Annotated in this window: 19 protein-coding genes; 12 read left to right on the top strand and 7 right to left on the bottom strand. The window is 68.6% G+C overall.

Annotation, left to right across the window (positions count from 1 at the left end):
- Positions 1 to 24 precede the first annotated feature (24 nt).
- Positions 25 to 1,557, bottom strand: a complete 1,533-nt coding sequence (locus SCNU_RS16845; protein WP_009680613.1) for an MFS transporter — start codon at positions 1,555 to 1,557, stop codon at positions 25 to 27.
- A 338-nt stretch (positions 1,558 to 1,895) separates the two neighbouring features.
- Positions 1,896 to 3,302 carry an amidase gene (locus tag SCNU_RS16840; protein ID WP_009680612.1) on the bottom strand — a complete coding sequence of 469 codons (1,407 nt, stop codon included), beginning with the start codon at positions 3,300 to 3,302 and terminating at the stop codon, positions 1,896 to 1,898.
- 83 nt (positions 3,303 to 3,385) lie between these two features.
- On the opposite strand from SCNU_RS16840, the gene SCNU_RS16835 reads away from it, so the two are divergent.
- The 7 genes from SCNU_RS16835 (at position 3,386) to SCNU_RS16805 (ending at position 12,289) form a co-directional block, all read left to right on the top strand.
- Positions 3,386 to 4,582 carry an acyl-CoA dehydrogenase family protein gene (locus tag SCNU_RS16835; protein WP_009680611.1) on the top strand — a complete coding sequence of 399 codons (1,197 nt, stop codon included), beginning with the start codon at positions 3,386 to 3,388 and terminating at the stop codon, positions 4,580 to 4,582.
- A gap of 39 nt (positions 4,583 to 4,621) precedes the next feature.
- Positions 4,622 to 5,737, top strand: coding sequence for an acyl-CoA dehydrogenase family protein (locus SCNU_RS16830; protein WP_009680610.1), 1,116 nt, complete (start codon positions 4,622 to 4,624; stop codon positions 5,735 to 5,737).
- 316 nt (positions 5,738 to 6,053) lie between these two features.
- Entirely contained in the window at positions 6,054 to 6,515 is a 462-nt protein-coding gene (locus SCNU_RS16825; protein ID WP_009680609.1) for an SRPBCC family protein, read from the top strand.
- A 190-nt stretch (positions 6,516 to 6,705) separates the two neighbouring features.
- Positions 6,706 to 7,413, top strand: coding sequence for a phosphatidylserine decarboxylase (locus SCNU_RS16820; RefSeq protein ID WP_009680608.1), 708 nt, complete (start codon positions 6,706 to 6,708; stop codon positions 7,411 to 7,413).
- Complete coding sequence (locus SCNU_RS16815) at positions 7,413 to 8,411, top strand: CDP-alcohol phosphatidyltransferase family protein (RefSeq protein WP_009680607.1); 999 nt, start codon at positions 7,413 to 7,415, stop codon at positions 8,409 to 8,411. Before SCNU_RS16820 ends, SCNU_RS16815 begins: the two co-directional genes overlap by 1 nt.
- 2 nt (positions 8,412 to 8,413) lie before the next feature.
- The gene (locus SCNU_RS16810; RefSeq protein ID WP_009680606.1) at positions 8,414 to 10,609 is read left to right on the top strand and encodes an AAA family ATPase; all 2,196 of its coding nucleotides are present in this window, start codon (positions 8,414 to 8,416) and stop codon (positions 10,607 to 10,609) included.
- Positions 10,610 to 10,690: 81 nt separating this feature from the next.
- On the top strand, positions 10,691 to 12,289 hold the full coding sequence (locus tag SCNU_RS16805) for an acyl-CoA synthetase (protein WP_009680605.1): 1,599 nt from the start codon (positions 10,691 to 10,693) through the stop codon (positions 12,287 to 12,289).
- Positions 12,290 to 12,295: 6 nt separating this feature from the next.
- Here SCNU_RS16805 and SCNU_RS16800 read toward each other — a convergent pair whose 3' ends face one another.
- Positions 12,296 to 13,171 (bottom strand): exodeoxyribonuclease III, encoded by an 876-nt coding sequence (locus SCNU_RS16800; RefSeq protein ID WP_009680604.1) that lies wholly within the window; start codon positions 13,169 to 13,171, stop codon positions 12,296 to 12,298.
- Positions 13,172 to 13,261: 90 nt separating this feature from the next.
- Between SCNU_RS16800 and SCNU_RS16795 the strand changes: the two genes are divergently transcribed.
- The 5 genes from SCNU_RS16795 to SCNU_RS16775 all read left to right on the top strand — a co-directional run bounded on the left by SCNU_RS16795 (position 13,262) and on the right by SCNU_RS16775 (position 19,306).
- Positions 13,262 to 14,515, top strand: a complete 1,254-nt coding sequence (locus SCNU_RS16795; protein ID WP_040518711.1) for a pyridoxal phosphate-dependent aminotransferase — start codon at positions 13,262 to 13,264, stop codon at positions 14,513 to 14,515.
- Positions 14,516 to 14,614: 99 nt separating this feature from the next.
- Positions 14,615 to 16,387 (top strand): SDR family oxidoreductase, encoded by a 1,773-nt coding sequence (locus SCNU_RS16790; protein WP_009680602.1) that lies wholly within the window; start codon positions 14,615 to 14,617, stop codon positions 16,385 to 16,387.
- 43 nt (positions 16,388 to 16,430) lie between these two features.
- Complete coding sequence (locus tag SCNU_RS16785; protein WP_040518735.1) at positions 16,431 to 17,339, top strand: metal-dependent hydrolase; 909 nt, start codon at positions 16,431 to 16,433, stop codon at positions 17,337 to 17,339.
- Between the two features lie 5 nt (positions 17,340 to 17,344).
- Positions 17,345 to 18,472, top strand: coding sequence for a PDR/VanB family oxidoreductase (locus SCNU_RS16780; RefSeq protein WP_040518734.1), 1,128 nt, complete (start codon positions 17,345 to 17,347; stop codon positions 18,470 to 18,472).
- Between the two features lie 45 nt (positions 18,473 to 18,517).
- Entirely contained in the window at positions 18,518 to 19,306 is a 789-nt protein-coding gene (locus tag SCNU_RS16775; protein ID WP_009680599.1) for a MerR family transcriptional regulator, read from the top strand.
- A 6-nt stretch (positions 19,307 to 19,312) separates the two neighbouring features.
- On the opposite strand, the gene SCNU_RS16770 is transcribed toward SCNU_RS16775, so the two are convergent.
- The 4 genes from SCNU_RS16770 to SCNU_RS16755 form a co-directional block, all read right to left on the bottom strand.
- On the bottom strand, positions 19,313 to 20,428 hold the full coding sequence (locus SCNU_RS16770) for a hypothetical protein (RefSeq protein WP_009680598.1): 1,116 nt from the start codon (positions 20,426 to 20,428) through the stop codon (positions 19,313 to 19,315).
- A gap of 9 nt (positions 20,429 to 20,437) precedes the next feature.
- On the bottom strand, positions 20,438 to 21,007 hold the full coding sequence (gene dcd / locus SCNU_RS16765) for a dCTP deaminase (RefSeq protein WP_009680597.1): 570 nt from the start codon (positions 21,005 to 21,007) through the stop codon (positions 20,438 to 20,440).
- A gap of 128 nt (positions 21,008 to 21,135) precedes the next feature.
- On the bottom strand, positions 21,136 to 22,266 hold the full coding sequence (locus SCNU_RS16760) for a hypothetical protein (RefSeq protein WP_009680596.1): 1,131 nt from the start codon (positions 22,264 to 22,266) through the stop codon (positions 21,136 to 21,138).
- A gap of 159 nt (positions 22,267 to 22,425) precedes the next feature.
- Positions 22,426 to 22,995 carry a potassium channel family protein gene (locus tag SCNU_RS16755; RefSeq protein WP_009680595.1) on the bottom strand — a complete coding sequence of 190 codons (570 nt, stop codon included), beginning with the start codon at positions 22,993 to 22,995 and terminating at the stop codon, positions 22,426 to 22,428.
- Between the last annotated feature and the right edge of the window lie 61 nt (positions 22,996 to 23,056).

Here is a 23,056-nt window from a genome sequence, read left to right as displayed (position 1 = left end):
TGTCAGCTACGCGGAGCGCAGGTCTCAGGCGTAGGCCGGGACCTCCGGCTCGCCGAGATCGTCGGCCTCGACGATCTCGTCGCCCGACACCTTCAGCTGCTTGATGCGCGACGGCAGAGCCAGTGCACACACGAGGCAGAGAACGGCGGTCGCCGCGGCGATCAGGTACGCGACCTTGTAGCCGTCGCTGGTGTACATGACCGCACCCTGCAGCATCTGCGCGACCTCCGGCGGGAACACCGCGATGTACGAGTTGTTCATGACCGCGAAGGCGATGACCGGGAGGATGGCCGGGAAGATGCTCTGGAACACGCCGGCGATGCTGGCGGTCGATGCCTGCAGCTGCGGCGGAACCGCCTCGATCAGCAGGTTCGGGACGGCGGCGTAGCCGAGGCCCATGCCCAGTCCGACGAAGGCGCCGAACAGAATGATCAGGCCCTTGCTGTCGTGCGAGAAGGCGGTGAGCGTGCAGCCGATACCGGCCGAGACGGCACCGGCGGCCATCATCATGCGCGGCTTGGCGTTCGCCCGGCCGACCAGGACACCGACGATGACGCCACCGAGGACGGTGAACAGGCCGAGCGGAGCCTGGAAGATCGCAGTGCCCTCAGCGGTGGTGCCGAAGCCGTAGCCGAGGCCGAGCATCGCCGGAGTCATGACCAGCATCGGCAGCAGCATGGTGTACAGACCGCTGACGCCGTAGATGCAGCCCGCGGCGGTGACGGTGAAGGCCACCGAACGCTGACGCAGGACCTTGATGTCGACCAGCGGCTCCTTCAGGACGCTGGCGGAGACCAGCCAGGCACCGATCAGAATGATGCCGCCGATCAGGTAGGTCAGGGTCGATGCGGCGGCCCAGCCCCAGGTCGGGCCGAAGCTGACGCCGACCAGGACGCCGGCGATGCCGGCACCGAGCAGAACCGCGCCGATGATGTCGAGTCGAGCCTGCTGGCGAACCGGCGACTCAGGGGTGGTGAGGCGAATCAAGGTACCGAGCACGACCAGCGCGATCAGTGCGAACCAGAAGATGGCGCGGAAGCCGAAGCCGTCGACCAGCCACCCGGTGATGAACGGTGCCGGGATGGCGATCAGGCCCATGCCGCTAGTCGCGATGGAGACCGCGAGAGCGATGGTCTTCGGCGGGAAGACGTCACGGATGAGCGAGTAGCTCAGGAACAGGCACGGCACCAGGAAGCCGGTCAGGGCACGACCGACGATGAGCACGCCGTAGCTGGGCGCGACCGCCGAGATCAGCGAGCCGAGGGCGGCACCGAACACGGCGATCAACAGGACCAGACGCTTGCCGTGCAGATCGGCGAGCTTGCCGAGCAACGGCGCGACCATCGCGCCGAACAGCAGGAACGCGGTGAGCAGCCAGGCGCCCTGCGTCGTCTGGTAGTGCTTCGAGATGGAGGGCAGGGCTGTCGCGATCATTATGTAGCTGATCGAGAGCATCTCGAGCATCAGCACGATCGAGGCCAGCGAGATGACGAGACGCGGCGTCCATCGCTGGTCGGGGGCGCCGGCTGTCGGCGCACCGAGTGAAGGGGAGACCACAGTCAGGGTCCTTTCAGGATCGGCTCGTGCGGGGAGCTGCAGCGGCGGGCTCGTAGCCGCCGTTCACTGCGGTTCCGAGTCCGTCTCACCGCACCGTTCGAGCCGGGGTGATGGGGAGTCACACCCCCCGGCAGCGGCCGGGGTCTGTGTACGTCACATCACAATTGGCGCACCGGGTGGTTCACCACACAATGTTCCACTCAGTGGGACCTTATGGAGTTCAATTTGAAACACGCAGGTCAGAACCCATCCATCCGGGTAGCAGGGTTACCCCCGCTTGTCCACAGGTTCCCGTTGAGTGGGACGTTCGGATTACCGGACGTCGCCGCGCCCGACCCTCAATCCTGAATCCGCGCGAACGGACGCGCCCCTTCCAGCTCGAAGGCCAGCTCGAGAAGTCGCCGTTCCCCGCCGAGGTCCGCGGACAGATGCATGCCGAGCGGAAGTCCGTTCTCGTCGCGGCCCAGGGGCAGGGTGATCGCCGGGGTGCCGCTGCTGTTGTTCGCGGGAGTGAAGGCGACGTAGTCGATCAGCCGCGCGAAGACCTCGTCGAAGTCCCCGTCCGGGGCCAGGTATCCGATCTCCGGCACCGCGTGGGCCAGCGTCGGCGACAGGATCAGGTCGTAGTGGTCGAAGACGCTGCGGAACCGGGCCGTCGCCCGGCGGAGACCGAGAATCGAGCCCGGCAGCCGATAGAAGTGACGGAGGAACGACGACGACAGCCCCTTGGTGAAGGGGTCGAGGCGCGATCGGTCGAATCCCTTTCCGACGGACCGGCGGCCCATCCGGTCGACGCCGAACGCCAGCAGCGCCCAGTAGTCGGTGAACTGATCGATGTAGCTGCGATCGACCGGCATCGGGATGGTCTCGACCCGGTGCCCGAGCGACTCCAACACCTCCACCGTGGCGCTCAGCTCGCGGTCGGTGTCCGCGTCCAGCAGCCTGCCGGTCAGCGGCGCGTTGATCAGTGCGATCCGCGATCGCTCCTGACCCGGCCCGTCGACGAGCCCGACCGGCGGCAGCGAGCCGCCGGGCCGCTGCCGCTCCACGTCCGCGAGATAGTGCGCGGTGTCGCGGACCGACCGGGTGACCACGCCGTTGCTGATCAGATCGATCGGCAAGCCGCGCATCTGCTTGGCCTGCGCCACGCGGCCGCGACTTGGCTTGAGCCCGACCAGACCGCACGACGCCGCCGGGATCCGGATGGAGCCGCCGCCGTCGTTCGCGTGTGCGATCGGCACCGCACCGGCCGCGACGAGCGCCGCGGCGCCGCCGGACGACGCACCGCAGGAGAAGTCGGTGTCCCACGGATTGCGGGTCGGCGGCCGGTCGACGAACTCGGTGGTCGCGGTGAGCCCGAAGGCCGGCATGGTCGACGCCCCGAGGATGTTGAGTCCGGTGCCGACGAGTTCGCGGGTGACCGCCTCGTGCTCCCGTGCGGGGGTCGGCGCGACCGCCGCCGAACCGTGCAGTGTCGGCAGGCCCGCGAAGTCGGTGTTGTTCTTGATCAACGAGGGAACGCCCGCGAATGCTCCGGTGAACTCATCGGCCGCCGCACGCTTGAGCGCGAGGTCCCGGTCGTCGACGGCGACCGCCGCGAGCTGCGGCTCCACCCGATCGATGCGGTCGAGCGCCGCCGTCGCGGCCTCCAGGGGCGACACGTCGCCGGATGCAATCGATCGTGCGAGACCGACCGCATCGAGGTCGCCGAGGCAGTCGTCACCGAAAGCGTGAACATGTTTCATTCGGCTCACGCTATCTGACAATCGCGCAGGTCATTTTAGTTCGGTCTTCTCATCATCACATCTGAGCGGGTAAGACTACTTAGATGCAGCTGCAATTCACTCCGGAAGAAGAAGCCTTCCGCCAGGAACTCCACGACTACTTCACCACCGAGATCCCCGCGGAGATCCGCGAGCGCTGCGAGGCCGGCGCCCTGAACTACCCGGACGACATCGTCACCACCACCCGAATTCTCAACAAGGCCGGGTATGCGGTGCCGCACTGGCCCGTCGAATGGGGCGGTCAGGACTGGACGCCGATCCAGCACCACATCTGGCGCGAGGAGATGTCGCTCAACTTCGTTCCAGACCTGCTGCCGTTCAACGCGGGCATGGTCGGCCCGGTGATCGCCCAGTTCGGATCGCAGGAGTTGAAGGAGAAGTTCCTGCCCGCCACCGCGAACCTCGACATCTGGTGGTGCCAGGGCTTCTCCGAGCCCGAGGCGGGTTCCGACCTCGCCTCGCTGAAGACCCGCGCCGTCCGCGACGGCGACCACTACGTGATCAACGGCCAGAAGACCTGGACCACCCTGGGCCAGTACGCCGACTGGATCTTCTGCCTCGCCCGGACCGATCCGGAGGCGAAGAAGCAGGCGGGCATCAGCTTCTTCCTCTTCCCGATGGACACTCCGGGCGTCGAGATCCGTCCGATCCAGCTGATCGACGGCAGCTATGAGGTCAACGAGGTCTTCTTCTCCGACGTTCGAGTCCCCGCCGAGAACCTCGTCGGCGAGGAGAACATCGGCTGGACCATCGCCAAGTTCCTGCTCGGCAACGAGCGGTCGGGCATCGCGCGCGTCGGCTGGACCAAGACCAAGGTCGCCAAGGCCAAGCGGCTCGCCGCGCAGACTCCGACGCCGAACGGCACCCTGCTCGACGACCCGATCATCGCCGGGCGGCTGGCCGAACTCGAGAACGAACTGCTCGCCCTCGAGGTGACCCAGCTGCGCGTGGTCGCGGGCTCCGCCGACGGCAAGCCGAACCCCGCGTCGTCGTTGCTCAAGCTGCGCGGGTCGCAGCTCCAGCAAGAGGTCACCGAGTTGCTGGCAGACATCGCCGGACCCGACTCGCTGCCGGTGTCCGCGATCGACTCCGACGTCGAGGGCGACGTCGCCGACATCCTCAGCCCCGAATGGGCGCAGCTGACCGTCCCCGCCTACCTGAACCACCGCAAGGTGACGATCTACGGCGGCTCGTCGGAGGTCCAGCGCCAGATCATCGACAAGGCCGTGCTCGGGCTGTAGCCCCGCGACGACCCGACCAGAATCTTCCGAAGGAACAAGATGGAATTCGAACTCTCCGAAGAACAGGTCATGCTGCGCGACACCGTGCGCGAAGTGCTGGCCAAGAAGTACGACATCGAGACCCTGCGCGCCGTCACCGACACCGAACTCGGCTGGAGCCGCGACGTGTGGAACGCGCTCGCCGAGATCGGGATCCTCGGCCTCGTCTTCGACGAAGCCGACGGCGGCGCCGGGGCCGGTCCCGAGGAGCTCGCGCCCGTGATGGGTGAGATCGGCGCGGCCATCGCGCCCGAGCCGTTCCTCGACGCGGTGGTGGTTCCGGGTCTGCTCGTCGCCAGGACCGCCGCCGACGACGTCCGCGCCGAGATCATCGGCGGGCTGTCGTCGGGAGAGCGACTGCTCGCGTTCGCCCACCACGAGCACGGCGACCGCTGGCCGTCGTACGCCGTCGCGACGACCTTCGACGGCACCGGCCTCACCGGCACCAAGTCGCTGGTCGCCGCCGGCGACTGCGCCGACACCCTCGTCGTCTCGGCTCGCGACGGTTCCGGCGAGATCGGCCTCTACCTCGTCGACGCGAACGGTACGGGCGTCAGCCGCACCGGCTACCGCACCCACGACCGCAGGCGCGGCGCCCAGATCGTCTTCGACGGCGCCCCGGCCACCCGTCTCGGTACCGGCGACGCGTCCGGTGTCATCGGCGACGTCGAGGTGCTCACCCAGGCCGCCCTGTGCGCCGAGGCGGTCGGCGCGATGCGTGCCTCACTCGACATGACGACCGAGTACCTCAAGAGCCGCAAGCAGTTCGGCGTCCCCCTCTCGACCTTCCAGGCGCTCACCCACCGCGCCGCCGACATGTACGTGTCGCTGGAACTGGCGAGCAGCCTGAGCGTCTACGCCACCGCGGCTCTCGCCGAGGGACGCGTCGACCCGATCATCGCCTCGCGCGTGAAGCTGCAGACTTGCCGCTCGGGCAGGCACATCGGGCAGGAGTCGATCCAGATGCACGGCGGCATCGGTATGACCGCCGAGTACCCGGTGGCGCACTACGTGAGCCGGCTGACCGCGATCGGCCACACCCTCGGTGACGCCGACAGCCACCTGCAGCGATTGTCCGCGTCCGTCGGCGATTGGGACATGGTCACCGTCGGTTGAGCGAGCGCGCTCCGTCGGTTGAGCGAGCGAACTCACCGTTGGTTGAGCGAGCGGAGCGAGTCGAAACCACCCAACACCCGCGCTGGGACAAGGTTTCGACACGCCCTCCGCTCCGCTCCGGACGGCTCAACCAACGATAAGGCGAGCGGGCTCACCGTCGGTTGAGCGAGCGGAGCGAGTCGAAACCACCCGCACCCGGGCCGGCGCCGAACACCGGCCGTCCAGGTCGAACCAACTTATGTGACCCACGGTCACATGTACTACTGTGACCGCAAACCCGCGCCGCGCTCGCGGCGCGCCTGAAACGGAGGCAACCATGGCCGCACCCCTCATCGAGGACTCCATCGAGATCGACGCCAGCCCGGAGAAGGTCTGGTCGGTCGTCAGCGATCTGCGCCGTATGGGCGAGTGGAGCCCGCAGTGCAAGAAGATGATCGTCTTCGGCGGCGACGTGAAGCTCGGTACCCGGACCTTCAACATCAACCGCCGGGGCGCACTGGTGTGGCCGACGCGGTCGAAGGTCGTGACCTTCGAGCCGAATAAGGAACTGGCGTTCCGCATCGCGGAGAACAACACCGTGTGGTCGTTCCGCATCGAGCCGACGGAGACGGGCGTTCGCCTGCACCAGAGCCGGACCGCGAAGAACGGCGAGACCAGCAAGCTGTCGTCGACCCTGGTCGACAAGGTGCTGGGCGGCGAGAAGCCGTTCGAGGCCGAGCTCACCGCGGGCATCCGCGAGACGCTCGGCAAGATCCAGCGCGCGACGCAGTCCGCCTGAACCGGAACATATCGGGTCGACTTCCCCGCTCCGCCGCGGCACCGTTCTCACGAGCCCTGCCACGGCGGAGCGGGGAATCTCATAGGTGACCGGCACGATGCGCTGTATCCGCGGTCGGCGATTAAGCTGAGTGCACCTCCGCTGCGCCTCGACACCGAAGCAGCGACATCGAACTAGGAGCGCAGAACCGGTGGCCCGACGTCCCGCCCGACCCGACGACCGCGAGGGCCTGGCCCATGTGATCGACCTGATCCGCGAAACGGTTCCGCCGCTGCACCCGAAGGGCGTTCCCTTCGTCGCCGCGCCCGCCGCCGTCGCGCTGATCGGACGCAAGCACCCGTGGATCGCCCGTCCCGCCATGGCCGCCGCCGGCGCGTCCGCACTGTTCTTCCGGCACCCGAGCCGCGTCCCACCGACCGGCTCCGGCCTCGTCGTCGCCCCGGCCGACGGCACCGTCGCGCTGGTCGACGAGGCGGTCCCGCTGCCCGAGCTCGGCCTGGGCGACCAGCCGGTGCCCCGCGTATGCACCTTCCTCTCGGTGTTCGACGTCCACGTGCAACGCGTGCCGATCGCGGGGCGAGTCCGCTCGGTGCAGCACACCCCGGGCAAGTTCCTGTCCGCCGACCTCCCCGAGGCCAGCAGCGAGAACGAGCGCACCGCGATGACCATCGAGACCCCTGAGGGCGCCGCAGTCGGCGTCGTTCAGATCGCCGGCCTCCTCGCCCGCCGCATCGTGTGCGACGCCGCGCCCGGCGATGCGCTCACCCTCGGCGACACCTACGGCCTCATCCGGTTCGGCTCCCGCGTCGACGTCTATCTCCCCGCGGGCAGCGAGGTGAAGGTGTCCCTCGGCCAGCGCGCGGTCGGCGCCGAGACGGTGATCGCGGAGCTCCCCTGATGGCTCGGATCAAGCCGCACCGCAACCCGACGAACAGGTCGCGGCGGCGGTTGCGGCGTCCCGTCCCGACTCCCGCGGGCGGTTCGACGCGGGCCAGGGCCGCCCGCTCGGCCCGGGCCGGCCGGATGATCGTGCCGTCGACGCTGACCATCCTCGCCATCTGCGCGGGCCTCACCGCGGTCCGATCGGCCGACTCCGGTCAGGTCGATCTCGCCATGGGGTTGCTGGTCCTGGCCGCCGTCTTCGACGGCCTCGACGGCCGCGTCGCGCGGATGATGGACGCCACGACCAAGATCGGCGCCGAGGTCGACTCGCTCGCCGATGCGATCAACTTCGGCGTCGCGCCTGCTCTGATCGTCTACTCGGTGGTCCTGCGCGACAACCCGAGCTCCGGGGCCCAGGACTTCGGCTGGGTGCTCGCCCTGCTCTACTGCACCGCGATCGTCCTGCGTCTGGCACGGTTCAACACCCTGCTCGACGACGACAGCGCGCCGAAGTACACCAAGGACTATTTCGTCGGCGTGCCCGCGCCCGCCGCCGCGGTGATGGCCCTGCTCCCGATCGGTCTGCAGCAGCACTTCGGCGAGGGCTGGTGGTCGTCGGTCCCGGCCGTCGGCGCCTGGCTGCTGTTCATCGGGTTCCTCGCCGTCAGCCGGATCCCGACGCTCGCGCTCAAGTCGGCCAGCATCCGGCCCAGCGCCCTGGCGGGTCTGCTGTTCGTCGTCGCCGCCGCGGCCGCCCTGCTGTTCACCTTCCCGTATCTGCTGATGGTCATCGCGGTCGCCGCCTATCTGATCCACATCCCGTTCGCGTGGCGCACCCAGCGCTGGGCCGCGGCTCACCCCGAGCACTGGGACGCCCCCGCCCGTGACCGGCGTCTGCAGCGGCGCGACGAGCGCAGGCAGGCGGTCGCCGACGGCACCCGTCGACGCGTGATGCCGTCGCGCTCCGTCGCTCGACTCGGTCTGCGACGACCGCAGGCCCCGCGCGAGGACTGACCGTGTCCGCGACGCTGACACTCACCGCGCGTCTGAACACCGCGGCGTCCGATTCCCGTCGCGGCATCGTCCGCGTCCACCCCGAGGTGCTCGCCGCGCTCTCGCTCCGCGAGTGGGACGCCGTCTCGCTGACCGGCGCGCGCGTCACCTCCGCGGTGGTCGCCGCCGCACCGCCGGGGTCCCCCACCGGGCTGATCCTGCTGGACGACCTCACCTTCACCAATCTCGGCGTCCGGGAGGACGCCGCGGTCGCGGTGGCGCCGGTGGTCGTGCACGGCGCCGCCCGGGTGCGCGTCCGCGGCTCACGGCTCACCAACGGCTCGGTCTCTGAGACGACGCTCCGGCGAGCGCTGCTCGGGAAGGTCGTCACCATCGGCGACACCGTCTCACTCCTCCCCCGCGACCTGGGTCCCGAACTCACCGCCGCTCACGCGACCGCGTCGCTGGCGCGGTCGGTCGGCATCACCTGGACCAACGAACTGCTCACCGTTACCGGGACCGCGCCGGACGGGCCGGTCAGTGTGCAGACCAACACCGCGGTGCTGTGGGACGACGGCTCCGACGCGCCGATTGCTGCGACCGGCCCCGACGCCTCTCGCACTCCGCCGCAGAGTCCGGCCGCCGCTCCGACCACGGCGCGGCCGGTCTCCGAACTGGTCGGCGTCGACGCGCAGGTCGCCCGGCTCACCGAGTGGCTGACCGTGACCCTCGACAACCCCGACGTGCTGCGCGCCCTCGGTGCGCAGCCTCGTCTCGGCGTGCTCGTGTCCGGCCCGACCGGGGTCGGCAAGGCGACGGTCGTGCGATCGGTGTGCGGCGAGCGACCGCTCGCCGAGGTCGACGGTCCGTCGACGGGTGCCCTGGTCGCCGAGGCGCGTCGTGCGGCGGTGCGATCCGCGCTGGACGGGCTGTCGAAGGGCGGCGTCCTCCTCATCACCGACGTCGACAAGCTGCTGCCCGCCGAGGCGGATCCGGTGTCGGCGCTCATCCTGCACGACCTCCGCGAGGCGATCGCCGACGGCGCCGTCGCGTTGATCGCCACCACCTCCGACGCCTCCGGCCTGGATCCGCGCGTCCGCGAGCCGGATCTGTGCGATCGCGAGTTGACGATCGGGCTGCCGGACGCCGGCCAGCGAGCCAGACTCCTCGGCGCGATCCTGTCCGAGGTCCCGACCGACGGCCGGCTCGATCTCGACACCGTCGCCGCCCGCACGCCCGGCTTCGTCGCCGCCGACCTCGCCGCCCTGACTCGCGATGCCGCGCTCCGAGCCGCTGCTCGGGCCACCCGCGACGACGCCCCCGCGGCCCTGCGAACCGCCGACCTCGAAGAGGCACTCGGCGTGATCCGGCCGGCGTCCCGCCTCGAGTCCCCCGACGTCGCACTCGGATCCATCACGCTCGACGACGTCGGCGACATGGTCGAAACACGTCAGGCCCTCACCGAGGCGGTGCTGTGGCCGCTACAGCACCCGGACACGTTCACCCGGCTCGGCGTCGAACCGCCGCGCGGCGTCCTGCTCTACGGCCCGCCCGGCTGCGGCAAGACCTTCGTGGTCCGGGCGCTCGCGGCGTCCGGGAGACTGTCGGTGCACAGCGTCAAGGGCGCCGAACTCCTCGACAAGTGGGTCGGCTCGTCCGAACGCGCGGTGCGCGATCTGTTCGCCCGCGCCCGCGAGAGCGCACCGTCGTTGGTCTTCCTCGACGAGGTGGATGCGCTGGCTCCGCGCCGAGGCGGCGCCACCGACTCCGGGGTGGCCGACCGTGTGGTGGCGGCTCTGCTGACCGAACTCGACGGCGCTGAGCCGCTCACGGACGTCGTCGTGCTGGGCGCGACCAACCGTCCCGACTTGATCGACCCCGCACTGCTGCGACCGGGCCGGCTGGAACGTCTGGTGTTCGTGCCGCCGCCCGACGCCGACGCGCGCGCCGAGATCCTGCGCGCGGCGGGGCGCGACGTCCCGCTGTCGGGGGTCGACCTGACCGCGCTCGCCGCAGAGCTCGACGGCTACTCGGCCGCCGACTGTTCGGCGCTGCTACGCGAGGCCGCCTTGGCCGCGATGCGCCGCGACATCGACGCGGCCACCGTCACCGCCGACGATGTCGCGACCGCCCGAGCGTCGGTGCGACCGTCCCTGGACCCCGCACAGGTCGCCGAGTTGGCGGCGTACGCGGACCGACGGTCGAGCGTCGCCGAGTAGGACGCCCAATCGCCTGACGCGGCGCTCCCGATCGGCCACAATTACTAGGAATCCCTAGTAATTTGCGCCGAAGGAGCCCCCTTGACCACCGGTTTCACCGACGAGACCACCGCGGCGATCGCCATCGCCCGCTCCTACACCATCGGCGACCTGCTGCGCCGGACCGCACTCCGCTCGCCGGACAAGACCGCGATCATCGACGGAGACCTCTCGCTGACCTTCGCCGAGTTCGACGACGCGGTCAATCGCTGCGCCAATGCCCTCACCGAACGAGGACTCATCAAAGGCGACCGGCTGGCGCTGATCAGTCACAATTGCTGGCAGTTCGCCGTCGTGAACTTCGCCGCCGCCCGCCTCGGGGCGATTCTGGTGCCGATCAACTTCGGCCTCGGCTCCGACGAGATCGCGTTCATCCTCGACCACTCCGGCTCGAGCGTCGTCATCGCGGAGGACTCTCTCGCGGCAACCGTCGGTGCCGCGATCGACGCGTCGTCGCGCGGCGACGTGGTCCGCGCAACCATCGGTCTCGGCGGCGGTGCCGTCGACGGCTGGGAGGACGTCGCCAGTTGGATCGCCCACGACGACGCGACGCCGCCGCAGGTGGCGGTCGGTGACGACGACCCGCTGCGCATGATGTTCACCTCGGGCACCGAATCACGGCCCAAGGGCGTCCTGCTGTCGTCGAAATCCCTGGTGTCCCAGTACTCGTCGTGCATCATCGACGGCGGTATGACCGCCGACGACATCGAGGTGCACTCGCTGCCGCTGTACCACTGCGCACAGCTCGACTGCATGCTGTCGGTGGACGTCTACCTCGGCGCGACGAGCATCATCCTGCCCGGCCCCGACCCCGCGGCGCTCCTGGCGGCCGTCGAGAAGCACCGGGCGACGAAGCTGTTCTGCCCGCCGACGGTGTGGATCGCGCTGCTGCGTCACCCCGACTTCGAGACCCGCGACCTCTCGTCGCTCCGCAAGGGCTACTACGGCGCCTCGGCGATGCCGGTGGAGGTGCTTCGCGAGATGAGCCGCCGACTCCCCGACGTCCAGCTGTGGAACTTCTACGGACAGACGGAGATGTCGCCGCTGGCGACGATTCTGCAGCCGCACGAGCAGCTCGACCGCGCGGGCTCGGCGGGCCGGGCCTCGCTCAACGTCGAGACGATCGTCGTCGACGACGAGGACAACCCGGTTCCCGTCGGCGAGGTCGGCGAGATCGTCCACCGCAGCCCGCACGCCTGCCTGGGGTACTACAACGACGAGGAGAAGACCGCCGCGGCGTTCCGGAACGGCTGGTTCCACTCGGGCGACCTCGGCATCATCGACGAGGACGGATATCTGTCGGTGGTCGACCGCAAGAAGGACATGATCAAGACCGGCGGCGAGAACGTCGCCTCCCGTGAGGTCGAGGAGGCGATCTACCTGCTCGACGGCGTCGCCGAGGTCGCGGTGTTCGGTGTCCCGCATCCGAAGTGGATCGAGGCGGTGGCCGCGGTCGTCGTACCGAAGGACGGCGTCGTCCTCACCGAGGCGCAGGTGAACGCGCATGTCGAGGGCGTCCTCGCCGGCTACAAGCGGCCCAAGTACGTGATCTTCGCCGACGCGCTGCCGAAGAACCCGTCCGGCAAGATCCTCAAGAAGAACCTCCGCGTCGCGCACGAGGGCGTCGCGGCCGCCCACTGACGACGGTCACCCGGCGCGGTCGTATCCGACGACCAGCGGCGCGTGGTCGGACAGCCGCACGTCGGGCGACGGCTCCTTGTCGACCTCTGTCCAGCGCGCCCGGGCGGCCAGTCCGGGCGAGGCGAGCTGGTGGTCGATCCGCCAGCCGACGTCCTTGGTGAACGACTCCCCGGCCCAGCTCCACCAGGTGAGCGGGCCGGGGCGGTCGCCGTGCAGGACGCGGACGACGTCGATCAGACGCCGCGGCGACAGCTGCTCGCCCAGCCACTCCCGCTCCATCGGCAGGAAGCCCTCCATCTTGCGCGCCGGACGCCAATTGGTGACGTCGTGCTCCAGGTGCGCGATGTTCAGGTCGCCGATCAGCAGGAACTCGCGTCCCGCGCGACGGGCGGCGAGCCGGTTGCGATCGAGCTCGCGGGCGAATCCCGACAGGAAGGTCATCTTCCGCAGGTGTTTGGCGCCGCCGTCGGGCTTCTCCCGGATGTTGCCGGGACGCTGAAGGTCCGCGGGCAGACCGCCCTTCGGCAGATAGAGGCAGGCCACGGTGACGGGTTCGTCACTCAGGTCCACCTCGATGTAGCGACCGTGCGAGGCGTACTCGCGCAGGCCGCGCGCCTTCGGCGGATCAGTGACCCACGTGCGCACCGCGGTCGGAGGCGACTTCGTCAGGATGGCCACACCGTTGCGCCCGGGGATCGACCCGGTGTCGAAAGATGCTGTGTAGCCGTCGAATTCGCCGACTTCTTCGGGCGGGCAGCGAAGTTCCTGGAGACCGACGACGTCCGGCGACCGCTCGGCGAGCCAGGAGTCGAAGCCCCGCCGACGGGCGGCACGGATGCCGTTGACGTTGAACGAGACGACCGTCAGCTGCTCTGATCCCACCCGCCCAGAATGCCCGAGGACTCCCGTCGCGCAGCGGGTCGCCCCGGCGCAGAGTTCAATTCAGTTGCCCCGGGCTGACAGAATGAGTCCATGAGCCGCCCCCATGTGTCGCACCAGAACCTCAATCTGCGCCCCCTGGAGCAGTCCGAGAAGCTGCAGAACGTCTGCTACGAGATCCGCGGACCGGTGCACGAGCACGCGTCGCGCCTGGAGTCCGAAGGACACCGGATCATGAAGCTCAACATCGGCAACCCGGCGCTGTTCGGGTTCGAGGCGCCCGACGTGATCATGCGCGACATGATCCACGCCCTGCCCTTCTCCCAGGGCTACTCGGAGTCGGCCGGCGTGCTGTCGGCCCGGCGCGCGGTGGTCACGCGCTACGAGACCATCGAGGACTTCCCGTACTTCGACGTCGACGACGTCCTGCTCGGCAACGGCGTATCCGAGCTCATCACCATGACCATGCAGGCGCTCCTCAACAACGGCGACGAGGTCCTCATCCCGGCGCCCGACTACCCGCTGTGGACGGCCATGACAGCCCTGTCCGGCGGCACCCCGGTGCATTACAAGTGCGACGAGGACAACGGCTGGAACCCCGACATCGAGGACATCGAGTCCAAGATCACGCCGAACACCAAGGCGATCGTCGTGATCAACCCGAACAACCCGACCGGCGCCGTCTACTCGCGCGAAGTCCTCGAGGGCCTCGTCGACCTGGCCCGCAGGCATTCCCTGCTCATCCTGGCCGACGAGATCTACGACAAGATCCTCTACGACGACGCCGAGCACATCAACATCGCATCACTGGCCCCCGACCTGCTGGTCCTCACGTTCAACGGACTGTCGAAGGCATACCGCGTCTGCGGTTACCGCGCGGGCTGGGTGGTCCGCACCGGCCCCAAGGATCACGCCAAGGGCTTCATCGAGGGAATGAACATCCTGGCGTCCACTCGCCTCTGCGCCAACGTGCCCGCTCAGCACGCGATCCAGGTCGCTCTCGGCGGCTACCAGAGCATCGACGCCCTCACCGCTCCCGGCGGCCGACTGTTCGAGCAGCGCAACGTCACCTGGGAGAAGCTGAACGAGATCCCCGGCGTCAGCTGTGTGAAGCCGATGGGCGCCCTCTACGCGTTCCCCCGTCTCGATCCCGAGGTCCACGAGATCCACGACGACGAGCAGTTCGTCCAGGACCTGCTGCTGCAGGAGAAGATCCTCGTGGTCCAGGGTTCGGGCTTCAATCTCCCTGACACGAACCACTTCCGGATCGTCACCCTCCCCTGGGCCCAGGACCTCTCCGAGGCCATCGACCGCATCGGCAACTTCCTGTCGTCCTACCGGCAGTAGCGGTCCCGCACCCCCTCCGCCCCCACTGCTAACAACAGCTAGCAGTTGCTTGTGACCGGTGGTAACGTCTACTTGAATCCACGGATCAGGGAGACGCACATGGCCGATTGGCACCGCTTCGACGTCGCCAACGGCGACATCGATCTCGCGACGTTCTCGTACGGCACACCTGGCGAGACGACACCGGACAAGCCGGTCGTCCTGCTGGTTCACGGCTGGCCCGACACCCACCACCTGTGGGATCTCGTGGCACCGCAGCTGGCGGAGCATTTCCGCGTGTACGCCTACGACACGCGCGGGTTCGGCGACAGCAGCCGGCCGTCGGACGTTCCGGCGTACCGACTCGACGCTCTCGCCGAGGACATGTTCGCGGTGTGCCGCGCGGTGAGCCCCGACGGCAAGACGCACATCGTCGCTCACGACTGGGGCTCGGTCCAGGCCTGGGAGACCGTCACCACCCCCGGCGCGGAGGACGCGATCGCGTCGTTCACCTCCGTGTCCGGACCGAACCTCGACTTCCTCGGCGAGTGGGCCCGCGGCAAGATGGCCCGCCCGACCCCGAGCAACGTCGGCCAGGCGCTCTCGCAGGTCGCCTCGTCCGCGTACACCGCGTTCTTCCAGGTTCCCGGCGCGTCCGACGCGTTCTTCCGCGCGTTCGGCTCCGATCGCGTCTGGACCGAGTTCCTGCACTTCATCGAGGGCACCCCGCGCGAGAACGCCCGGTTCGGTCCCACGCTGCGTGAGGACATGATCAGCGGCCTCAAGCTGTACCGCGCCAACATCCGCGGCAAGCTGGCCCGGCCGAACCCGCGTCCGACGCGCGTGCCGGTTCTGGAGATCGTGAACGACCGCGACATCGCCCTGCGCCCCGCCATCTACGAGCGCACGCACACCCACGCCGAACGGCTGTGGCGCAAGCGCAGCACCACCGGCCACTGGCTCCCGTACACCAACCCCGACTACCTCGCCGCGACCGCGATCGAGTTCATCGAGAAGATCGCGACCGGATCGTCGAGCGCGCCGAACACCATCGACCGCGCGCGCGTGACCGGCCCCGCGCCGGAGCTGATCGGCAAGCTCGCGGTCATCACCGGCGCGGGCAGCGGCATCGGCCGCGAGACCGCGTACGCGCTCGCCGACCTCGGCGCCGAGCTGGTCCTCGCCGACATCGACCTCGAGACGGTCGAAGAGACGGCGATCGAGTGCAAGGCCAAGGGAGTACCGGCGACCGCGTACCGCCTCGACGTCTCGGACACCACGGCGGTGACCCGCTTCGCCGACGAAGTCCGCGATGCGCACGGCGTCGCCGACATCGTCATCAACAACGCGGGCATCGCGGTCGCCGGGTCGGCGCTCGCCGCGTCCGACGAGCAGGTGGACCGCCTCCTCGCCATCAACCTGCGCGGGGTCATCAGCGGCAGCCGGGCCTTCGGCAAGCAGATGGTCGAGCGCGGCACCGGCGGCCAGATCGTGAATCTGGCGTCCGCTGCGGCCTTCACGCTCTCGCGCGACCTCGGCCTCTACTCGGCCAGCAAGGCCGGCGTGCTGATGTTCTCCGAGGCGCTGCGCGCCGAGCTCGCCGAGCACCGGATCGGTGTCACCGCGATCTGCCCGGGCATCGTCCACACCAACATCACCGCCAGCACCGAGTTCGCGGGCGCTGCGGACGAGGCGGCGACCCGGAAGAAGGTCGACGGCTTCTACGCGAAGCGGAACTTCACTCCCGATCGCGTGGCGAGCGATATCGTGTCCGCCATCCGCAAGAACAAGGCAGTGGTCCCGGTGACGCCGGAGGCCGAGTTCGGCTACCGCGTGTACCGATTCCTCCCGTGGGCGGCGCGCATCGGCGCACGCCAGAAGCTCGCCGACTGAGCTCCTCTCGTACAGCACCCTTCTTCTAGAACCGGAGGCAATGATGACCACCGAGCCGACTCACTCCACCGTCGACACCGATCCCGGCAAGATCGAGCTGCACGCACGCAATGTGGCGTTCGACCTGTCGGAGACCCCGCTGCACTGGATTCCCGGCCACCCGATGTCGTCGAACATGATCACCGTGCTGAACCTGCTGCTCCCCGAGGGCGAGCGGTGGTTCGTCGAGACCTTCAACGAGGCGCTGCCCCTCATCAAGGACGAGGCGCTCGCCGCCGACATGCGCGGCTTCGTCGGCCAGGAGGCCATGCACGCCGAGGTCCACGATCGTGCGGTCGAGAACTGGCTCCGCGGTCACGGAATCGATCCGACCGGGTACCTGAAGCAAATGGAGTGGATCTTCCGCAGCGTGCTCGGGCCGCGCGAGGGCACCGCGGAGCAGAAGCAGAAGCACCTCATCGAACGGCTGTGGCTGATCGCCGCCATCGAGCACTACACGGCGATCCTCGGCGACTTCGCGTTGAACTGCACCTGGGTCGAGAACGGCGCGGACACGGCCATGGCCGACATGTTCACCTGGCACGGCGCCGAAGAGGTGGAGCATCGGGCCGTGGCGCACGACGCCGCCGCCTACTTCGCGGACAGCCCGCTCCGCCGCGCACGTGCGATGGCCCTCGCGTTCCCGTTCCTGGTCTGGCTCATGGCGCGCGGCTTCCGGTTCATCAACAGTCAGGATCCGTCCGTCGCCGACAAGTCCGTGCTGGACAAGACCCGCTTGTACGTCGGCTCGTACTTCCGCGACTCGCGCGTGGGCGTGTTCCCGAAGCTGTCGAAGCTGGCCCTGGCCACCGTCACCTACTTCAAGCCCGGCTTCGAGCCGACCGACATCGGCGACACCGCCCAGGCTGTGGCCTTCCTGGCGGCCTCGCCGGGCGCCCGACGAGCCGCATGACGATCATGACGAACAACTCCGCGCGGCACGCGATCGACCTGTCCACCGAGCCACCTCAGCTGTACGGTCGGTTCCGGCGTGATCCGCTGATGCGACTGCTCACCGGCATCGGCAAGGTGTGGTTCCCGTTCTGGGGTCCCGTCTCCCCGCTGCGCGACCCCGCCGCCGACGACGGCGTGCTGACCCTCGACATCATCGACCGCGCGGTGGTCGCCGTGGACGAGAACGTCATCGCACTGACCTTCGCCGCACCCGATCGGTCGATCCTGCCCGAGTGGCATCCGGGCGCGCACCTGGACCTGTTGCTGCCGTCCGGGCGCATGCGCGAGTACTCGCTGTGCGGTGACCCCGGCGATCGCCATACGTACCGGATCGCCGTCCGGCGCATCCCCGACGGAGGCGGCGGCTCCATCGAGGTCCACGACGGGCTGCGGATCGGCGATTCGATCCAGATCAAGGGTCCCCGCAATGCGTTCCCCCTGGTCCTTCCCGGTTTCGGATCGGCGAGCCGCAAGTTGCGCTTCGTGGCTGCGGGCATCGGCATCACGCCGATCCTGCCGATGGTGGCGATGGCCGACCGCTACGGCCTCGACTGGTCGATGATCTACTCCGGCCGGTCCGCCGACTCCATCCCGTTCGCCGAGGAATTGGCGCAGTACGGCGACAAGGTCACCGTCCGCACCGACGACGTCGACGGATTGCCGACCATGGCGGAGCTCGTCGGCCCGACGCCGGACGACGACGCGGGACTGTCGGTGTATACCTGCGGCCCGGTACCGATGCTCGAGAGCCTGCGAACCTTCCTGACCGACCGCAGCGACATCGAACTCCACTTCGAGCGCTTCTCGCCGCCACCCATCCTCGACGGCACCGAGTTCCAGGTCACGATCGCCTCCACCGGGCGCACCGAGACGGTGGCCGCCGACGAATCTGTGCTGACCGCACTTCGGCGGGTCGATCCCGCGGTGCCGTACTCGTGCCAGCAGGGCTTCTGCGGCACCTGTCGTCTCAAGACGTCGGCGGGCGACGTGGACCATCGGGACACCCTGCTGACGCAGCCGGAGCGGGACGAGGGCTGGTTCCTGCCCTGCGTGTCGCGCTGCGATTCAGAGTCGCTCACCGTCGAGATCTGACCGGCCGCAGGTGCGAGGGCACCCGCGTTTGGGACAATACTGAGCATGGCCGAGTACCGAATCGACGATCTGGCGCACGCCGCGGGAACCACCACGCGCAACGTGCGTGGATATCAAGACCGCGGATTGATTCCGCGACCCATCCGGCGGGGCCGGATCGCGATCTACGGCGACGAGCATCTGGCGAAGCTGCGGGTCATCAACGACCTGCTGGCCCGCGGCTTCACCATGACGCACATCGGCGACTTCTTCAAGCGCGTCCAGACCGGGGACGACATCGCCGAGTCACTCGGTCTGCGCGAAGTCGTGTCACGACCGTGGTCGCAGACGGCCACCGACACGGTGTCGGCGTCCGACCTGCACGCGAAGCTGAACACCAGCGACCCGAAGCTGCTGCACAAGGTCCAGGACTTCGGCCTCATCGAACCGGTCGGCGACGACGATCCGCCGACGCAGTACGTGATCAAGGACGTCGAATCGATCGACGCCTACCAGCGTCTGATGCAGATCGGGATCCCCCTGCCCTACATCCTGGGGATGCAGCGTCAGCTCGACGAGGACATGGACCGCGCGGCGAAGACGCTGATCAGCGCCGGGCGTCGCGCCATCACCGAAGGCCGCTTCGACGGCTGGATTCCGGAGAGCGGCGCCGAATCGGACTGGGCGTCGGAGTTCCTCGGAGCGCTCCGCAGCACCGGTCGCGTCGCCGCGCACAACACTCTTTACCGCGCTCTCGACCGCGAACTGGCCCGCCAGGTCGACGACTATCTCGCAGTCGCCCGCGAACGTCGCGAGCAGCGCGATTCGGCCAGTTCAGCGGCCGCTCCGGACTGAGGCACCTCAGCCGATCACGATGGGCGGCAGTCCCGGAATCGGGTTCGGGATGGTCCGTCGACGGTGCGGTCGTGCAGGCGCCTGAGGCGCCGGACCGGTCTGTGCCTCCGACGACTGCTCCTTCGTCGTCTTCTTCGGCGGCGGCGGAGGCGGTGTCGTGTACTTCAGCATCGGCACACGGGCGGCGGCGAGGTCTTTCGGGTCCACCGATCCCGGTACCCGCACCGGCTCCGAGGTGGTGCCGGGAGCCTTCGACGAGGATCGCGTCGCCGATTCGGCGGCGTTCCGGTCCGGCCCCGAACTCTCGTGTGCGTTCATCGCCAACGCGACGCCGCCACCGCCCACCGCGAGCAGGGTCACCGCGGCGACCGCGATCATCCGGCCCCGCATCCCCGGCTGCGGTTCGGCCGAGTCGGTTTCGACGGGACCCACCGGTTCCTGGTGAACGGTGTTCCCGAATCTGTCCATGTTGTAGTCGGCCGGATTCACCAGTTCCGGTCCGGCCGCGGCCGCATCCCATGCGCGCACCGCCTGTGGCGCCTCGACAGCGCTGAGGAGTTCTGTCGGGGAGTCGTTTCCGCCGAAGGTCTCGGGGAAGTCGTCGCCGGGTTGCAGCACCGAGAAGCCGCGCTCGGTGAGTGCCTCCCAGAGTCCGGGCCAGGCGACGTGGCCCGGGCCGAGAAGAACTGCATCCACCGGCAGGAGGCCGGCCAGTTCCACGATCATGCCGTGCGCGCGGTTCGCCTCGGGCACCGTCGCCTCGACCACGTCGTCGAGCGTGAGCATCACGAATCGCAGATGCTCGTCGCCCATGATCAGCGCACTGTCGCGGCCCACCAGCGACGCCCTCGCGCGGCCCGCGACCGCGAGCAGCTCGGCGAACACCTCCGGGGCGGCCGCATCGACCTTTCCGGAGTCGCGCAGGTACCCGGCGATGCGCGCGTCGAGCACCGACGGGTGGATCCGGTCTTCGAGTTCGGACTCGGCCGCCGAGCCGTCCCGGACGCGGGCGGCCCACAGGCCTTCGGGAACGAGGTCGAGCGCGATGACCGCGCCCGTGGGTTCACATGGCAGGTCGAAGGCCGTCAGCCACTCCGGCTGTCGGTTCTGCGATCCTGTCACGAGATGTCCCTACGGCTTTTCGAAGTTCAGATAGGCCTTCGACGGGGTGGGCCCGCGCTGCCCCTGGTACTTCGACCCGACGGAAGCGCTGCCGTACGGATGCTCCGCCGGGCTGGTGAGGCGGAAGAGGCACAACTGGCCGATCTTCATTCCGGGCCACAGAGTGATCGGCAGGTTCGCCACATTCGACAGTTCCAGGGTGATGTGGCCCGAGAAACCGGGGTCGATGAAGCCTGCCGTCGAATGCGTCAGCAGGCCGAGGCGACCGAGCGACGATTTGCCTTCGAGCCGGCCGGCGAGGAAGTTCGGCAGAGAGCACACCTCGAGCGTCGATCCGAGGACGAACTCCCCCGGGTGCAGCACGAACGGCTCACCCTCTTTGGGCTCCACCAGGCTGGTCAGCTCATCCTGTCGCTTCGCCGGATCGATGTGGGTGTACTTCGTGTTGTTGAAGACTCGGAAGAGGGAGTCCAGGCGTACGTCCACACTCGACGGCTGGACCAGTCCCGGGTCGAACGGCTCGATGCCGAGGGTCCCGGCGTCGATCTCGGCACGAATATCGCGGTCTGATAGCAGCACGATTCCTCAGACTAGAGCATCGACTCCCGAATCGCCGATGGCCGGCACCGGACAGCGGGACGGTTCGAACAGGAGAAACGACGCCGGTCGACGAGCCGCGCACGACTCGTCGACCGGCGTCGTCCGGGTCAGTGCAATCCGGGCAGCGCGTTCTCCAGGAACTGCTGCACCGGTGCCTGGACCGGGGCGGGCACCGCGGAACGGACCGCGTTCTCGACATCGTGAGCGACCTGCTGGGCCGCATCGGGGATCGCCTGCGGCAACTGCTCGAGCACCGGCGTCGGCGCGGGAGCGACGGCAGGCCGGGCATCCGGTGACGGCACGGTCGTCGGCTGATCGGCGCGAACGCTCGGGCTCGGGACGTCGATCGGATGGAAGGCTCGCGCAATCATGTCGCGATGCTCCAGCACCGTCGGCACCAATCCGTCCAGCAGTTCGAAGGAGATGGTGCGCGGAGCCAGGAACGGCGCGTCGATGGTCAGGCTGGTGCCCGATCCGCCGAGCAGTCCGGGGACTCCGGTCGAAGCCTGGACGCCCACATTTCCGAGAATCGGGATGTGGATCTCGAAGCCCACCGAGCCCGACACTCCGTTGAGTCCGGCGTCGATCAGCCTCGCCGGAGCGTTGATCACCTCGCTCGCGACCGTGATCCAATCGCCGCGCAGGAAGGCGACCGAGGTCTTGGCCACCGTCACCGTCGCCACCGCCACCACTCCCATGGCGGTACCCAGCAATGACGGGGTCGCCAGCAGCAGGATCACCGCCCCGGCGCCGATCGCCCGGAATACGTTCTGCTCGATGTTCTTCGCGAGCGGGCCGAGTCCCTGGATGCCTTCGACGAGCACCTGTGCACCGTCGGCGACCGGCGAGAGGATCGTCTCCGCCGCTTCCTTGAACTCGCCGTTCAGCAGCAACCGGAACGACTCCACCACGTCACCGGGGACCTCGGCGAGGACCACGATCATCTTGCCCGCGGTGTCGGCGCCGATGACCGCCAGGTACTCGATGTTCGACACCTGATTGCGGCCGAGCTTGACCAGAATCGGCGCCGGCTCGTCGATGAAGATCTTGGCGATGTCGGCGAGGTTCTGGGCGGTGTGCGCGCCGAGCTGCGCGACGGTTCGAATGGGGCTGACCCAGTCGACCGGTCGTACGTCGACGTTCGAGATCGTCGGCGGGCCGATCGCCTCTGTAGTAGTAGGTGGAGTCGCCTGGAGGGCGGGCACTGAAACCACCGCGGCGGCGGTCAGTGCGGCCACACCCGTGCGAAACCGGAGTCCAACAGTTCTAGTCGTCATAGCCACACTCCGTGGGATCTAGCGGACGTATCGCTCCGACGACCATTGGCACAGCCACCGGGGCGCGTCGATTGTGGCAGCACACTGCGATCGGTTTCCGGAAATCGGAAGAAATTCGCCTTATCGGCCGTCAGGATCCTCAGCCCGGCGTCTGCGCAGGTCATGCAGCCGACCGCCGCCCGAGACACGTTCCTGGACAAGCACGTTGAGGAACCTGATCCCGAGTCCCAGAAGAATCAGCGTGCTGGCCATCTGGATCGACACCGCGACCCGCGCCGGCTCCGACACTGCGGCGATGTCGCCGAATCCGGTTGTCGTGAAGACCGTGAGGCAGAAATAGAGCGCGTCGACTCTCGACAGATGCTCGTTGAAGGCACCCGCCACATACTCGCTGAACAGGAAGTAGGTCGCCGAGAACGCCACGATGTAGAAACACATGACGGCGGCCAGCATCTCGATGGCCGTCGCCACCGGCCGCGTCGACCGCAGGAAGTGCCGGACCTCCCAGACGCAGAACCCGACCAGCAGGCCGACGCCGAGCGTCATGCCGACCACCTTCCAGTTGCTGTCACGTCCGATCGGCAGGAGGAAGTAGCCGACCAGCAGGACCGCCATCGCCCCTATCGGGCGCAGCAGCGCGGCCACGTAATGGTTGTTAGCGCGCGAACTGCCGGGTTCGGTGGTGTTCATCCTGTCAATCGCACCACGACCGCACGACCGTCGTCACGCGTACCCCGCGAAATCAGTCAGA

The organism is Gordonia neofelifaecis NRRL B-59395 (assembly GCF_000192435.1).
In the GTDB taxonomy this organism is placed as follows: Bacteria; Actinomycetota; Actinomycetes; order Mycobacteriales; family Mycobacteriaceae; genus Gordonia; species Gordonia neofelifaecis.
This window is presented reverse-complemented; position numbering and strand designations above follow the sequence as displayed.